Below are 15130 nucleotides of genomic sequence, written 5' to 3' on the forward strand. Positions count from 1 at the left end.
AATATATGGATTCCCTCGCTGCAGCACCCGGAACCGGCCCGGCCACAAGCCCCCTGCCGATTCTCCGCAAGCCGCGGCCTGCGGCCAGGTTCGAGGACCTGCCAACGGACCGCACGCTCGTCATGGGAATTCTCAATGTCACCCCGGATTCCTTTAGCGACGGCGGTACCCACCGTACGCCGGACACCGCAATCGCACTTGGCCTGCGTATGTTCTACGCCGGCGCGGACATCATCGACGTCGGTGGCGAGTCCACCCGCTCCGGCGCTGAACCCGTTTCCCCCGAAGAAGAGCAGCGCCGGGTCCTCCCCGTGATCCAGGCGCTGGTCAAGGCTGGCGCACTGGTGAGCATCGACACGATGCACACGTCAACGGCGGCTGCTGCGGTGGAAGCCGGCGCCGCGATCATCAACGACGTCTCAGGTTTGACCATCGAGCCGGACATGCCCGAACTCGTGGCGCGCACCAAGGTTCCGTATATCCTCACGCATCGTCGTGGCGATGCCCGCACCATGGACAGCCTCACCGAGTACAACGACGTCACGGAAGACGTCGTGGCCGAGCTCAGCGGTGTTCGCGACAAACTCTATGCAGCGGGCGTTGCTCCCGGGCAGATCATCGTTGATCCCGGGATTGGCTTCTCCAAGAACGAGGACCAGAACTGGGAAATCCTCAAGAACCTGGACAAGCTCTTCACGCTCGGCCACAAGGTCATGGTGGCTGCGTCGCGCAAGCGGTTCCTCGGCTCGCTCCTCACTGTTGCCGGCAAGTCTGCCGCACCGCTGGAGCGGGATGCCGCCACGGCAGCCATCACTGCCCTGAGCGCCGCGAAGGGCGCCTGGGCTGTCCGCGTCCACGACGTCGGTCCCAGCCTTGACGCCGTCAAGGTTGCCGCTCGAATCGCCCGCTGACCGGAGGCCCTTGTGGACAGGATCACGCTGACCGGTGTCACCGCCGTCGGCCATCACGGAGTGTTCGATTTCGAGCGCCGGGACGGCCAGCCGTTCGTCGTGGACGCCGTCCTTCATACTGACTTCAGCAAGGCTGCGGAGACGGATGACCTCCAGTACACCGCGCACTACGGCGAGGTGGCTGAGCTCATCACCTCGCACATTGAGGGCGAGCCGCTGAACCTGATTGAGGGTCTGGCCGTGAGGATCGCCGAAGGCATCCTCGCCAATTACAACGTGGCGGCGGTCGATGTCACCGTCCACAAGCCGAAGGCGCCCATCGAGGTTCCGTTTGGCGATGTCACCGTGAGTGTCCACAGGGAGCGGTCATGAACTCTGGATACACCAAAGCGATCCTGGCGCTCGGCAGCAACCTTGGTGAGCGGAACGACACCCTGTCCACAGCCGTCGCCGATCTCGTGGACCCACCGGAAGTAAGGCTCCTTGGAGTGTCGCCGGTGGTCCAGACCAAGGCGGTCGGCGGCCCGGAAGGCCAACCGGATTTCCTGAACATGGTCATGGCAGTCGAAACAACTCTCAGTCCCCTGGAGCTGCTGCAGCACTGCCACGACGTCGAGCAGAAGCACCACCGCACCCGTGAAGTGCGTTGGGGCCCGCGGACGCTGGATGTGGACATCATCGTTTTCGGTGATGTGGTCAGCGACGACCCCGTCCTGACCCTGCCTCATCCGAGGGCGGCCGAACGGGCCTTTGTCCTGTACCCGTGGTCGCTGCTGGAGCCGAACGCCCAACTGAACGGGCACAGCGTGGCAGAGTTGGCGGCCGCAGCTGATGACATGCCCGGCATCCGTCGCTTCGACGGCTACGGCGACGTCGCCGGTGTTCCTGCGACGGGAGCGGTGGAGTAGCAGTGAAGCCCATGCGCCCCGCGGTCCTGGTCATCATCGCCATCATCGCTGCCGCCATCGGTTGGCTGGCTACGGCGGCAACGAACCGCTTCAGCATGCCCACTCCCGTGCTTCCGGTCTCCGCACTGGTCACCATGGGCGTCATCGCTGTGCTCACTCTGATCATGGGAATCCGGGTGCTGCGGTGGCGCAACGGCAAGAAGAAGAACCTGCTCAACCCGATCCTGGCTGCCAGGACACTGATTCTTGCCCAGGCCTGCGCATATGCAGGGACGCTCCTTCTGGGCTGGCATGCTGGCATCTCCTTTGACCTTCTGCGAATCGGAACCTTGCGCAGTGGTGAAGGCATCCTGTGGAACGCCGTCCTGATGGGCGGTGGTGGCGTGGTGATGGTCGTCGTCGGCCTGCTGGTGGAGAGGTTCTGCCGGATCCCACCCGAAGACCTCGAAGGTGGCACTCCTGGACCGGAAACCCGCCGCGGGGAAGCAAAAGGCGAAGGCGAGTATGCATACCGAGGCGATTGACCCTCCCGGCGTCCAGTGGCTGCGGGTCTCCCCGAAGTACGTCACGGTCCGCTTGGTGGAGTGGGCCATCGGAAACCTGGTGATGGTGGCCATCCTCAGCCTTCCCCTCGTGTTTGTGCAGCTGGGGTGGTGGCGTTGGCCTCCGCTGTGGCTCGCCATCACGGTACCTGCGGTGATGCTCGTCCTGGCGTTGTGGCGGCTCGTGCTGATTCCGCGCCAGGTCCGCGCAATCGGCTATGCGGAGCGCGATGACGATCTCCTCATCCGCCGCGGCATCTTTTTCCAGCGCACCATGGTGGTCCCGTATGGGCGCATGCAGTACGTGGATGTGTCTGTCGGTCCGGTGGAACGTGGACTGGGACTCTGTACTTTGAAGCTCCACACGGCGTCCGCCGGTACCAGCGCATACCTGCCCGGGCTTCCTGCCGGGGAAGGCGCACGGCTGCGTGAACAGCTCTCGGCACGTGGAGAAGCCAGGCTGGCCGGGCTGTGAGCCCGGACGGTAGCGCCACCGTAGGCCTCCCGGCTAAAGCCGACGACGGCGATTGGCGGCGCGTGCATCCAGCATCGCCGTTCGTGCGTGGCTGGGTGGCGCTTGCCGCCGTTGGATACTTTTTCGGTCGCGACGCCTTTGAACGGATACTGCAGGGGCGTGACATCCTCGATCCCAACCTCAATGGAAGGGTGCCCTGGCTGCTGGCCGGCGGGGGCATTGTGCTTCTCCTGACCGTGGGTGGATTCATCCTGAGTTGGTACTTCACGCGTTATCAGGTGGCCGGGGGCTATGTCCGGGTCAACACCGGTTTCGTGTTCAAGCAGCAGCGGCAGGCGCGGTTGGACCGTGTCCAGGCGATCGACATCGTGCAACCGCTCTTGGCGAGGATTTTTGGCCTCGCTGAACTCAAGTTTGAAGTCGCCGACGCCGGCGAGTCGGCCGTGCGGCTCGCTTACCTTCCGCTGGCCCAGGCCAAACAGCTGCGCGCCACTATCCTTGCCCGTGCCGCCGGAGTGGTGAGTGGACCGGAGACTCCACAGGAAATCCCAGAAGCGCCCGAGCACGTTGTCTTGTCCGTGCCACCTTCCCGGCTTATTGGCTCGCTCCTGCTCAGCGAGCAAACCGTGGGTATCCTGCTCGGTGCCGTGGCATCCATAGCCATCTCCGTGTATACCGAAAACAGCGCCATCTTCCTGGCGCTGATCCCGGCCGTGCTGGGCATTGGTGCTGCTTATTGGAGCTCATTCAACAAGGGCTACAACTTCACCGCAGCGATCTCCCCTGATGGGATCCGGCTGCGCTACGGGCTCCTGGACACCCAAGCCCAGACCTTGCCCCCGGGCCGGATCCAGGCGCTGAAAGTCACCCAGCCGCCCATCTGGAGGATCTTCGGCTGGTATCGGATGCAAGTCAACGTGGCCGGCTACGGCGGCGCTGCTGGCAATGAGAATGCTGCCCGGACCACGTTGCTACCGGTGGGCATGAAGCCGGACGTCATGCGGATGCTGTCCCTCGTGCTGCCGGACCCGGGTGTTGAGGATCCGGAACGGGTTTTCACGTCCGGGCTGGAGGGGTTGGCCGGGCTTACCTCCGGGGATGCTTTCGTTACCACTCCGCGCCGCGCCCGGCTTCTGGCCCCGCTGGGATGGCGGCGCAACGGGTTCCTGGCCACGCGAACGGCACTGTTGATTCGATCCGGCCGATGGTGGCGTACTTTGGTCCTGGTTCCCCATCAGCGCACTCAGTCCATGGCCCTGCAGCAAGGTCCGCTGGCGCGGCGTTTCGGTGTCGCGGACCTTGTCCTCCACACCACGGCGGGACCTGTGGTGCCACGCCTCTATCAGGCCGACGTGGAGGTGGCCGTGCAGTTATTCGACCAGCAGGCTGCCCGTGCCCGCGAGGCGAGAAAGCGGCAGACCAGCGAGCAATGGCTTGCGGAGGTAAGCGGCCAGGTTCCACCCCAACCACCAACACAATCTCTACCCCACGCACCAACTCAGGAGGACCCCCAGCATGGTTAGGCCAGGAAGACTCGGAGTCGGCATCATCGGCGCCGGCAAGGTGGGTGCCGTCCTTGGTGCCGCTTTGCGCGCGGCCGAGCACGCCGTCGTCGGGGTTTCTGCGGTATCCGAAGCGAGCCGCGAGCGGGCAGAGACGCTGCTTCCGGGAGTCCCGATCCTTGGGATCCAGGACATCGTGGAGCGCTCGGAACTGGTGCTCCTTGCCGTTCCTGACGATGCCCTCGGCGAACTTGTTGCTGGACTCGCGAAGCTCGGTGCGTGGCAACCGGGCCAACTGGTGGCCCACACGTCCGGCCGCTTCGGCGTCGGGATCCTGCAGCCGATCCGCACGGCCGGTGCAATTCCGCTGGCACTGCATCCTGCCATGACTTTCACCGGTATGAGCCTTGACCTGACCCGCCTGATGGATTGCACGTTCGGAATCACCGCCGACGCCGCTATGCTGCCAATTGCCCAGGCACTGGTTGTGGAGATGGGCGCCGAGCCGGTAGCGATTGCCGAAGCAGACCGCACCCTGTACCACGCGGCCCTCGCGCACAGTTCCAACCACATGGTGACGCTTGTTGCGCAGGCGTCGCAGTTGCTGCGGGAAATTGGCGTCGAATCACCGGAGTCCATGCTGGGGCCATTGCTGCGGGCCACACTCGAGAACGCTCTTGCGAGCGGGGAATCCGCATTGACCGGCCCCGTCGCGCGCGGCGACGTAGGCACCGTTGCTGCGCACGCCCAGGCGCTGAAAGAATACGACGGCGGAGCGGGCGGCGACGTGCTCGCGGCCTACCAGGCCATGGCCCGGGCGACGGCCCGGCGTGCCGGAAACCGCGGACTGCTGCGTCCTGAACAATTGACTGACATTGGCGAGGCCCTTGGGAACAGAGCCCACCGCGCCGGAAGGAATCTGAAAAGCATGGCCATCAAACTCGTGACCACCACGGCCGAACTGCGTACTGAAAGCGCACGGCTCCTGGCTTCAAAACGAGGAACTTCCCAGGGCCTGGTGCCGACCATGGGGGCCCTGCACTCAGGCCATGCCGCGTTGGCGAGGACCGCCGTGGCAGAGAACGACGTCGTGGTGGCCACCATTTTCGTAAACCCCCTCCAGTTCGGCGACGCCGTGGACCTCGACCGCTATCCCCGCACGCTTGAGGCCGATATGGCCATCCTTGATGCCGAAGGAGTGGACCTTGTCTTCGCGCCCGCCGTGGACGAGGTGTACCCCGGCGGGCAGCCGCTGGTCCGTGTCACGGCCGGTCCGCTGGGCGGGAAATGGGAAGGCGCCTCACGCCCGGGACACTTCGACGGTGCCCTGACCGTGGTAGCCAAGTTGCTGCACTACGGACTTCCAGGCGGGGCAGCTGCGGACGGTTCCATCCCCGTCTACCGTGCCTACTTTGGCCAGAAGGACGCCCAGCAACTTGCCCTCGTGAAGCGGATGGTCGTGGATCTGAACTTCCCAGTGGAGATCGTGCCCGTGCCAACCGTCCGTGATGACGACGGGCTGGCGCTTTCAAGCCGGAACCGCTTCCTCTCGGTCGAAGAACGCGGGGCAGCGCTGGTGCTCTCGCGGGCTCTGCGCCTCATCGAGTCCCGCGCGAACGCACATGAACCGCTGGACCTGGATTCCGCCGTCGCGCTTGTCCAGTCCCAGCCACTGGTGGAACTGGACTATTTCGACGTCGTGGATCCCGCCACCCTTGAGCCGCTGGCGGAGAACTGCAAGGAAACTCCGTTCCGCGGCGAAGGGCTGGCAATCATTGCCGCCAAGGTAGGTCCGGTGCGGTTGATAGACAACGTTCCGCTTAATTCCTGAGGTTGAATACCCAACGTTTGGATTTTCTGCTGACGGGAATCCCTTGGGCGTCTAGACTGTTCCTGTCTTTACCGGCACCGATCGCCGGACTCCAAGCCCAAACCTGAGGAATCCTCATGTCTACCGACGTCACGTCCGACGCCAACAGCGAGCCCGGTTCCGGCGCGTCCGCAAGTGCGCCCTCCACAGAGGAAGTACTCGCCCAGGCTCCTGTATCCGGGAAGATGTCCCGTGAATCCGTCACGGTCATTGTCACGTTGTTGGTTGCCACTTTTGTGGTGATCCTCAACGAAACCATCATGAACGTGGCGCTCCAGCGGCTGATGACCGATCTCAAGGTTGACGCGCCCACGGTCCAGTGGCTCGCCACCGGGTTCATGCTGACCATGGCGGTCGTCATTCCCACTACCGGGTTCATCCTGCAGCGATTGACCACCCGGGGCTCGTTCATGCTGGCGATGGGACTCTTCAGCGGTGGAACTCTGCTCGCCGCCCTGGCGCCCGGGTTTCCCGTGCTGCTCCTTGCGCGAATCGTCCAGGGCCGGCGGCACGGCGATCATGCTGCCCTTGCTGATGACCACAATCCTCACCCTTGTCCCGATGTCCCGGCGCGGAGCCGTCATGGGCAACGTCAGCATCGCCATCTCGGTCGCTCCCGCAATGGGCCCCACCGTTTCAGGCATCATCCTGGATCACTTTTCGTGGCGCTTCATGTTTGTGTTCGTCCTCCCTGTAGCACTGGCTGCCTTGGCGATTGGTGCCAAGTACCTCACCAACGTGGGGGAGCGCGGGAAGACTGGTTTGGACTTCACTTCGGTGGTCCTCACGGTGCCTGCCTTCGGTGGCCTTGTCTATGGCCTCAGCCAGATTGGTGGAGCAAACGCCGGGGTGGTCCCGGTCGTCGCACTCGTAGTGGGACTCGTGTGCCTGGCGCTGTTCGTCTTCCGCCAGCTCAAACTGCAGAAGTCAGACTCGCCACTACTGGATCTCCGGGCCTTCAACTTCCGAATGTTCACAGTGTCCACGCTGCTGATGGTCGTGGCGATGATGGCCCTGTTCGGTGGAGTTATCCTGCTCCCGCTCTACCTGCAGAACACGCTGCACCTCCAACCGATGGAAACCGGCCTTGCCCTCCTGCCCGGCGGTTTGGCCATGGGTCTGTTGGGGCCCGTGATCGGGCGGATCTTCGACAAAGTGGGTCCGCTGCCCCTGACCGTATCCGGTTCAGTCCTCATGGTCCTGACCCTCTGGCAGTTCTCGCGGCTCGATCAGGCCAGCGCCCTCGGATGGGTCATTGCGCTGCACGTAACGTTGAGCCTCGGCCTGGCACTCCTCTTCACGCCGGCCTTCACCACTGGCCTGAACCCGCTGCCTCCGCACCTGTACTCCCACGGATCGGCCATCATGAGCACGGCCCAGCAAGTGGCCGGTGCCGCTGGCACTGCACTGCTCGTGTCCATCTTCGCCGTGGTGTCCGCATCGTCCGGCCTGGTAGCCGGCATGCAAGCCGCCTTCCTGGCGGCAACCATCATTGCCGGAGCTGCAGTGGTGCTCGGTTCGATGATGCGCAAGACCGAAGGCGCAGGCCACGGCGGCCACTGACCCTTGACCGGGCATTGACCCTTAACCGGGCACGGCCGGGCAGTTTGGGTGCGGGCCGTTGGGGTGCGGGCCGTTGGGGGGTTCGGCTGTTTGTCGGTTCATCCGCTGCGCGCTCGCTCGTGCCCCGCTCGGACGCGCGCCGCCTTCTTCGGATGTTCTCTCAGATAATCGGTGTTTTCGAGCGTCGTTCTCTCACGTCCTGACGTGTTTGGCATGTCGTTCTCTCACATCCTGACGTGTTTGACGTGTCGTTCTCTCACTTCCTGACGTGTTTGGGCCGGTTGCTCTTGAGTTCGTCGCCTGTCGGCTTTGCCGATATCGGCCGCTGATGAGGCCCGACGGCGGATCCTTGATGCCGCTTCAAAGAGCGGCTATTGCCGCGGCTTCTTTGTGTGACGGGCTTCACGAACAACGGTTTTGCGGTTATTGAGGTGTTTCGGGGCCGTTTCCCCAGTGTTTACGGGGTTTTGGGCGGCGTCTGGGCGGATTTGTTCGGACGGTATGGCACGTGTAAAGTTATCTGAGTCGCCGCCGCTGATGCGGAAATAATGGTGACGAAATCCCCTTCAAATTACCGGTTTCCGGTGGTGCTTTTTGTGCCTCTGATCTGGCCTGGGGGCCTGAGTGCGGTTTGCTTCATGCGACCGAATCGGGTAAGTTTGAAAAGTTGCTCCGGAGCGATCCTGTGGCCCTGTTGGGGTTGTGGGTGGTGCCGGTAAGTGTCTGTTGTTTGAGAACTCAATAGTGTGCCAAGTTTGTTGATGCCGATTGTTTTTTTGATTGGTTGAAATTATGGCCAGGCTGCTGCGCACCCCCGTGTGTGGTGGTTTGGTTTTCAGCTGGTTTCGAATTTTGTGCAGCCGTGTTCGCCGTTATTTCCGGTGGGTGTGGTTGTGTCTGTTTGATTTTTTGTTTTCAACGGAGAGTTTGATCCTGGCTCAGGATGAACGCTGGCGGCGTGCTTAACACATGCAAGTCGAACGATGATCCCTGGCTTGCTGGGGGGATTAGTGGCGAACGGGTGAGTAACACGTGAGTAACCTGCCCTTGACTCTGGGATAAGCCTGGGAAACTGGGTCTAATACCGGATATGACCATCTGGCGCATGTCATGGTGGTGGAAAGCTTTTGTGGTTTTGGATGGACTCGCGGCCTATCAGCTTGTTGGTGGGGTAATGGCCTACCAAGGCGACGACGGGTAGCCGGCCTGAGAGGGTGACCGGCCACACTGGGACTGAGACACGGCCCAGACTCCTACGGGAGGCAGCAGTGGGGAATATTGCACAATGGGCGAAAGCCTGATGCAGCGACGCCGCGTGAGGGATGACGGCCTTCGGGTTGTAAACCTCTTTCAGTAGGGAAGAAGCGAAAGTGACGGTACCTGCAGAAGAAGCGCCGGCTAACTACGTGCCAGCAGCCGCGGTAATACGTAGGGCGCAAGCGTTATCCGGAATTATTGGGCGTAAAGAGCTCGTAGGCGGTTTGTCGCGTCTGCTGTGAAAGACCGGGGCTCAACTCCGGTTCTGCAGTGGGTACGGGCAGACTAGAGTGCAGTAGGGGAGACTGGAATTCCTGGTGTAGCGGTGAAATGCGCAGATATCAGGAGGAACACCGATGGCGAAGGCAGGTCTCTGGGCTGTAACTGACGCTGAGGAGCGAAAGCATGGGGAGCGAACAGGATTAGATACCCTGGTAGTCCATGCCGTAAACGTTGGGCACTAGGTGTGGGGGACATTCCACGTTTTCCGCGCCGTAGCTAACGCATTAAGTGCCCCGCCTGGGGAGTACGGCCGCAAGGCTAAAACTCAAAGGAATTGACGGGGGCCCGCACAAGCGGCGGAGCATGCGGATTAATTCGATGCAACGCGAAGAACCTTACCAAGGCTTGACATGAACCGGAAAGACCTGGAAACAGGTGCCCCGCTTGCGGTCGGTTTACAGGTGGTGCATGGTTGTCGTCAGCTCGTGTCGTGAGATGTTGGGTTAAGTCCCGCAACGAGCGCAACCCTCGTTCTATGTTGCCAGCGCGTTATGGCGGGGACTCATAGGAGACTGCCGGGGTCAACTCGGAGGAAGGTGGGGACGACGTCAAATCATCATGCCCCTTATGTCTTGGGCTTCACGCATGCTACAATGGCCGGTACAAAGGGTTGCGATACTGTGAGGTGGAGCTAATCCCAAAAAGCCGGTCTCAGTTCGGATTGGGGTCTGCAACTCGACCCCATGAAGTCGGAGTCGCTAGTAATCGCAGATCAGCAACGCTGCGGTGAATACGTTCCCGGGCCTTGTACACACCGCCCGTCAAGTCACGAAAGTTGGTAACACCCGAAGCCGGTGGCCTAACCCTTGTGGGGGGAGCCGTCGAAGGTGGGACCGGCGATTGGGACTAAGTCGTAACAAGGTAGCCGTACCGGAAGGTGCGGCTGGATCACCTCCTTTCTAAGGAGCTGCTAACAACCGTGTCTGGTTCCCGTGCATGCGGGGGCTGGTGGTTGTCAGTGTTGCCCATTGCGCAGGCGTATGTTCTGCGGTGGGTGCTCATGGGTGGAATATCAACGAATCAAACGTTTGTTTGGCATGGCCTGACCGGTTGTGTCCTGGTGTTAGTACGGCAGTGCGTGCCCCCTTTGGGGGTGTGTGGTGTTGGGAACGTGCCGGGGCGTGGTTTGTGTGGGTTGTGTTTGGCGCACTGTTGGGTCCTGAGGCAACAGGACCTTTTTGCAGCAATGCAGGGGGACACAGTTCTGGTGTTTCTTTTGTTCCTGCTTCCGGTTCGTACCGGCATCCTGTGTGGGTGTTGGGGGTCTGGTTGACGGGGTTGTTGTTTGAGAACTACATAGTGGACGCGAGCATCTAGAACACGCATGGTGCCGGCTCTTCGGGGTTGGTGGGTGTGTGTTCTTACAGCAATTTCTTATGAATGAACCTGGCCCTTTGTGGTCGTGGTTCTCTCGAGTAAGTTTTTGATCTTGTGTGGTCAAGTTTTTAAGGGCACACGGTGGATGCCTTGGCATTAGGAGCCGAAGAAGGACGTAGGAATCTGCGATAAGCCTGGGGGAGTTGATAACCGAGCGTTGATCCCAGGATGTCCGAATGGGGAAACCCCGCACAACGCTGCAAGGTGATTGTGTGACCCGCATCTGAACACATAGGGTGCGTGGGGGGAACGCGGGGAAGTGAAACATCTCAGTACCCGCAGGAAGAGAAAACAAGAGTGATTCCGTTAGTAGTGGCGAGCGAACGCGGATCAGGCTAAACCGTTTCCATGTGTGATAGCCGGCGGGCGTTGCATGGGCGGGGTTGTGGGACTTTCCGTACTGGTTCTGCCGGACCGGTGGGGTGTGTAGTGCAGGCATAGGTGAACGGTCTTGAAAGGCCGGCCAGAGAGGGTGTGAGCCCCGTAACCGTAATGTTGTGTACCGCCTGGAGAGGATCCCAAGTAGCACGGGGCCCGAGAAATCCCGTGCGAATCTGTCAGGACCACCTGATAAGCCTAAATACTTCCTAATGACCGATAGCGGACCAGTACCGTGAGGGAAAGGTGAAAAGTACCCCGGGAGGGGAGTGAAACAGTACCTGAAACCGTGTGCTTACAATCCGTCGGAGCAGTCGTGAGTAATCACAAGTAACTGTGACGGCGTGCCTTTTGAAGAATGAGCCTGCGAGTTAGTGTTACGTCGCGAGGTTAACCCGTGTGGGGTAGCCGTAGCGAAAGCGAGTCTGAACAGGGCGAGTGTAGTGGCGTGATCTAGACCCGAAGCGGAGTGATCTACCCATGGCCAGGTTGAAGCGACGGTAAGACGTCGTGGAGGACCGAACCCACTTCAGTTGAAAATGGAGGGGATGAGCTGTGGGTAGGGGTGAAAGGCCAATCAAACTCCGTGATAGCTGGTTCTCCCCGAAATGCATTTAGGTGCAGCGTTGCGTGTTTCTTGCCGGAGGTAGAGCTACTGGATGGCCGATGGGCCCTACAAGGTTACTGACGTCAGCCAAACTCCGAATGCCGGTAAGTGAGAGCGCAGCAGTGAGACTGTGGGGGATAAGCTTCATAGTCGAGAGGGAAACAGCCCAGACCACCAACTAAGGCCCCTAAGCGTGTGCTAAGTGGGAAAGGATGTGGAGTTGCGAAGACAACCAGGAGGTTGGCTTAGAAGCAGCCATCCTTGAAAGAGTGCGTAATAGCTCACTGGTCAAGTGATTCCGCGCCGACAATGTAGCGGGGCTCAAGTACACCGCCGAAGTTGTGGATTTCACACAGTACCCTAGCCTTCGTGGTTCAGGGGTGTGGAGTGGTAGGGGAGCGTCGTGTGGGCAGTGAAGTCGCGGTGGAAACCAGCGGTGGAGCCTACACGAGTGAGAATGCAGGCATGAGTAGCGAAAGACGGGTGAGAAACCCGTCCGCCGAATGATCAAGGGTTCCAGGGTCAAGCTAATCTGCCCTGGGTAAGTCGGGACCTAAGGCGAGGCCGACAGGCGTAGTCGATGGACAACGGGTTGATATTCCCGTACCGGCGAAAAACCGCCCATGCCAAGCGGGGGATACTAACCGCCCGGAGCCTGCCCGCCCGCCCTTGTGGTGTGTGGGTTTTGGCCGAGCGCGGGACCTGATCCCGGGAGGTAAGCGTATTAACAGGTGTGACGCAGGAAGGTAGCCGGGCCGGGCGATGGTTGCCCCGGTCCAAGGATGTAGGGTCAGGGATAGGCAAATCCGTTCCTGTGTGTTTCGAGCACGATCCTGAGATCTGATGGGACTCCCGTTCGGGGGGATCCGGTGATCCTATGCTGCCTAGAAAAGCATCGACGCGAGGTTTTAGCCGCCCGTACCCCAAACCGACACAGGTGATCAGGTAGAGAATACCAAGGCGATCGAGAGAATTATGGTTAAGGAACTCGGCAAAATGCCCCCGTAACTTCGGGAGAAGGGGGGCCTGCCCCGTGATGGAGACTTGCTCTCCGTGAGCGGGTGTGGGCCGCAGAGACCAGGGGGAAGCGACTGTTTACTAAAAACACAGGTCCGTGCGAAGTCGCAAGACGATGTATACGGACTGACTCCTGCCCGGTGCTGGAAGGTTAAGAGGACCGGTTAGCCCCTTGCGGGCGAAGCTGAGAATTTAAGCCCCAGTAAACGGCGGTGGTAACTATAACCATCCTAAGGTAGCGAAATTCCTTGTCGGGTAAGTTCCGACCTGCACGAATGGAGTAACGACTTCCCCGCTGTCTCAACCATAAACTCGGCGAAATTGCAGTACGAGTAAAGATGCTCGTTACGCGCAGCAGGACGGAAAGACCCCGAGACCTTTACTATAGTTTGGTATTGGTGTTCGGAGTGGCTTGTGTAGGATAGGTGGGAGACGTTGAAGCCCGGACGCCAGTTCGGGTGGAGTCATCGTTGAAATACCACTCTGGTCACTTTGGACATCTAACTTCGGCCCGTGATCCGGGTCAGGGACAGTGCCTGATGGGTAGTTTAACTGGGGCGGTTGCCTCCTAAAAAGTAACGGAGGCGCCCAAAGGTTCCCTCAGCCTGGTTGGCAATCAGGTGTCGAGTGTAAGTGCACAAGGGAGCTTGACTGTGAGAGAGACATCTCAAGCAGGGACGAAAGTCGGGACTAGTGATCCGGCGGTACATTGTGGAATGGCCGTCGCTCAACGGATAAAAGGTACCTCGGGGATAACAGGCTGATCTTGCCCAAGAGTCCATATCGACGGCATGGTTTGGCACCTCGATGTCGGCTCGTCGCATCCTGGGGCTGGAGTAGGTCCCAAGGGTTGGGCTGTTCGCCCATTAAAGCGGTACGCGAGCTGGGTTTAGAACGTCGTGAGACAGTTCGGTCCCTATCCGCTGCGCGCGCAGGAAATTTGAGAAGGGCTGTCCTTAGTACGAGAGGACCGGGACGGACGAACCTCTGGTGTGTCAGTTGTACTGCCAAGTGCACCGCTGATTAGCTACGTTCGGATGGGATAACCGCTGAAAGCATCTAAGCGGGAAGCTCGCTTCAAGATGAGATTTCCATACACAATACGTGTGAGAGGCCCCCAGCCAGACCACTGGGTTGATAGGCCGGATGTGGAAGCGAGGACCAAAGACTCGTGAAGCTGACCGGTACTAATAGGCCAACAACTTACACCACACACAACACACTGCACGCGTCCACTATGTGGTTCCCGAACAACAACCGTTCCAGGAACCAACAACTAAATACACAACACCACAGTTGTAACCACACACAGTCTTCCCACCCCACACCACAAAACCGGTGCGCGGGACGGGTAACAAGGTTACGGCGGTCATAGCGTGGGGGAAACGCCCGGTCCCATTCCGAACCCGGAAGCTAAGACCCACAGCGCCGATGGTACTGCACCCGGGAGGGTGTGGGAGAGTAGGACACCGCCGGACAAACATTAACGGGAAGCCCCGACCACCACGGTCGGGGCTTCCCCACTTTAACCACACCTAACAACCGAACCAGGCGCCTGCCATCCCTGAACCCAAGACAAAGGCCTCCATCATCATGGAGGCCCTTCACTCGTTAACTGCCCCCAAATCATCGTAGTAGGAGCCCTCGGTAACACCACCCCAACCCAACGCCGCCCGCCCATTGCCGCACGCTCATAGGCGGACCTCACGCGGGAGTCCTCCGTGATATTTAGGAATGGACGACGAGCCCGGTGCCGCCGATGCCGAAACTGACGTTCGACCGTCCAGCACTTCATGTCGCAGCGGCCGCATTCGCCGGCAGTGGTGGGGCTTTGGATTGGTAGGTGTGGCCGGTGGGGGTGCTGATTTCGAGGTGATGTCGGCTGCCGGGGATTGTTTTTGCGTTGCGGCCGGGGTTTTCTTTGGTGTGGTTGCAGGCTTCGCAGAGCCCGGCGCCGTTTTCCAGGCTGGTGGGTCCGCCGTTGTGCCAGGGGATGGTGGCCCGCCATTCGTTCAGTTGTCCGGTTTCCAGGGCGGCCATGGTTCGGGGCATCTCGGACACGAGGGCGTTGGCGAGTCCGAGGAGGCGGGAACCGCGGTTGGGTGATTCCCGCCGGGCGAGGGCGATCTGCGCGCCGACCCCCTGACCGAGATCCGGGTTGGGGGCCCCGGTGGCGGTTTGTTCGCGGCGCTGGGCCAGGTCAAACGCTACCGCTGTCCGCGCCTGCAACGCCGCGATCGCTGATTTCGCGTCTTCCAGGCCCCGAATCTGATCGATCAACTCGTTGCTGTCCGCGCTGACCCGGAAAGAGCCCAGCACGGCCAGCAGCTCCTGAACCCCAGAGCCACCAGGCACAGGCACGCCCGAAACCTCAGTAGCCTCAGCCCGCTCCAGAACGCCGTCCATGGAAACTACTCTTCCAGCACGACCAATGTCACATC

Annotated in this window: 7 protein-coding genes, 3 rRNA genes and 3 pseudogenes; 12 read left to right on the forward strand and 1 reads right to left on the reverse strand. The window is 60.7% G+C overall.

Annotated features, from left to right (window positions below):
• The first annotated feature begins 5 nt into the window (after nucleotides 1–5).
• The 12 genes and pseudogenes from folP (at nucleotide 6) to rrf (ending at nucleotide 14167) form a co-directional block, all read left to right on the forward strand.
• Nucleotides 6–911 (forward strand): dihydropteroate synthase, encoded by a 906-nt coding sequence (gene folP, locus LDP01_RS19060; RefSeq protein ID WP_224094609.1) that lies wholly within the window; start codon nucleotides 6–8, stop codon nucleotides 909–911.
• Between the two features lie 12 nt (nucleotides 912–923).
• Nucleotides 924–1283, forward strand: a complete 360-nt coding sequence (gene folB, locus LDP01_RS19065) for a dihydroneopterin aldolase (RefSeq protein ID WP_224094611.1) — start codon at nucleotides 924–926, stop codon at nucleotides 1281–1283.
• Nucleotides 1280–1819: a 2-amino-4-hydroxy-6-hydroxymethyldihydropteridine diphosphokinase gene (gene folK / locus LDP01_RS19070; protein ID WP_224094613.1), complete on the forward strand. Its 540-nt coding sequence runs from the start codon at nucleotides 1280–1282 to the stop codon at nucleotides 1817–1819. The genes folB and folK overlap by 4 nt, the downstream gene beginning before the upstream one ends.
• A gap of 2 nt (nucleotides 1820–1821) precedes the next feature.
• A complete protein-coding gene (locus tag LDP01_RS19075; RefSeq protein WP_224094615.1) occupies nucleotides 1822–2343 on the forward strand; it encodes a DUF3180 domain-containing protein in 522 nt (173 codons plus the stop codon).
• Entirely contained in the window at nucleotides 2324–2836 is a 513-nt protein-coding gene (locus LDP01_RS19080) for a PH domain-containing protein (protein ID WP_224094617.1), read from the forward strand. Before LDP01_RS19075 ends, LDP01_RS19080 begins: the two co-directional genes overlap by 20 nt.
• Nucleotides 2833–4359 carry a PH domain-containing protein gene (locus LDP01_RS19085; protein ID WP_224094618.1) on the forward strand — a complete coding sequence of 509 codons (1527 nt, stop codon included), beginning with the start codon at nucleotides 2833–2835 and terminating at the stop codon, nucleotides 4357–4359. Before LDP01_RS19080 ends, LDP01_RS19085 begins: the two co-directional genes overlap by 4 nt.
• Nucleotides 4352–5227, forward strand: a pseudogene (locus LDP01_RS19090) (Rossmann-like and DUF2520 domain-containing protein); the annotation flags it as partial. The gene LDP01_RS19085 and the pseudogene LDP01_RS19090, both read left to right, overlap by 8 nt.
• 39 nt (nucleotides 5228–5266) lie before the next feature.
• Entirely contained in the window at nucleotides 5267–6169 is a 903-nt protein-coding gene (gene panC / locus LDP01_RS19095; protein WP_224095171.1) for a pantoate--beta-alanine ligase, read from the forward strand.
• A gap of 116 nt (nucleotides 6170–6285) precedes the next feature.
• Nucleotides 6286–7771 (forward strand): annotated as a pseudogene (locus LDP01_RS19100) (MDR family MFS transporter).
• A gap of 915 nt (nucleotides 7772–8686) precedes the next feature.
• A 16S ribosomal RNA gene (locus tag LDP01_RS19105) occupies nucleotides 8687–10209 on the forward strand.
• A 536-nt stretch (nucleotides 10210–10745) separates the two neighbouring features.
• Nucleotides 10746–13901 (forward strand): 23S ribosomal RNA (locus LDP01_RS19110).
• A gap of 149 nt (nucleotides 13902–14050) precedes the next feature.
• Nucleotides 14051–14167: ribosomal RNA gene (rrf, locus tag LDP01_RS19115) — 5S ribosomal RNA — on the forward strand.
• Together the 16S, 23S and 5S rRNA genes form the textbook arrangement of a ribosomal RNA operon.
• Before the next feature lie 460 nt (nucleotides 14168–14627).
• On the opposite strand, the pseudogene LDP01_RS19120 reads toward rrf, so the two are convergent.
• Nucleotides 14628–15095, reverse strand: a pseudogene (locus LDP01_RS19120) (HNH endonuclease); the annotation flags it as partial.
• Nucleotides 15096–15130 lie beyond the last annotated feature (35 nt).

Source organism: Arthrobacter sp. StoSoilB13, assembly GCF_019977255.1.
Classification (GTDB): Bacteria; Actinomycetota; Actinomycetes; order Actinomycetales; family Micrococcaceae; genus Arthrobacter.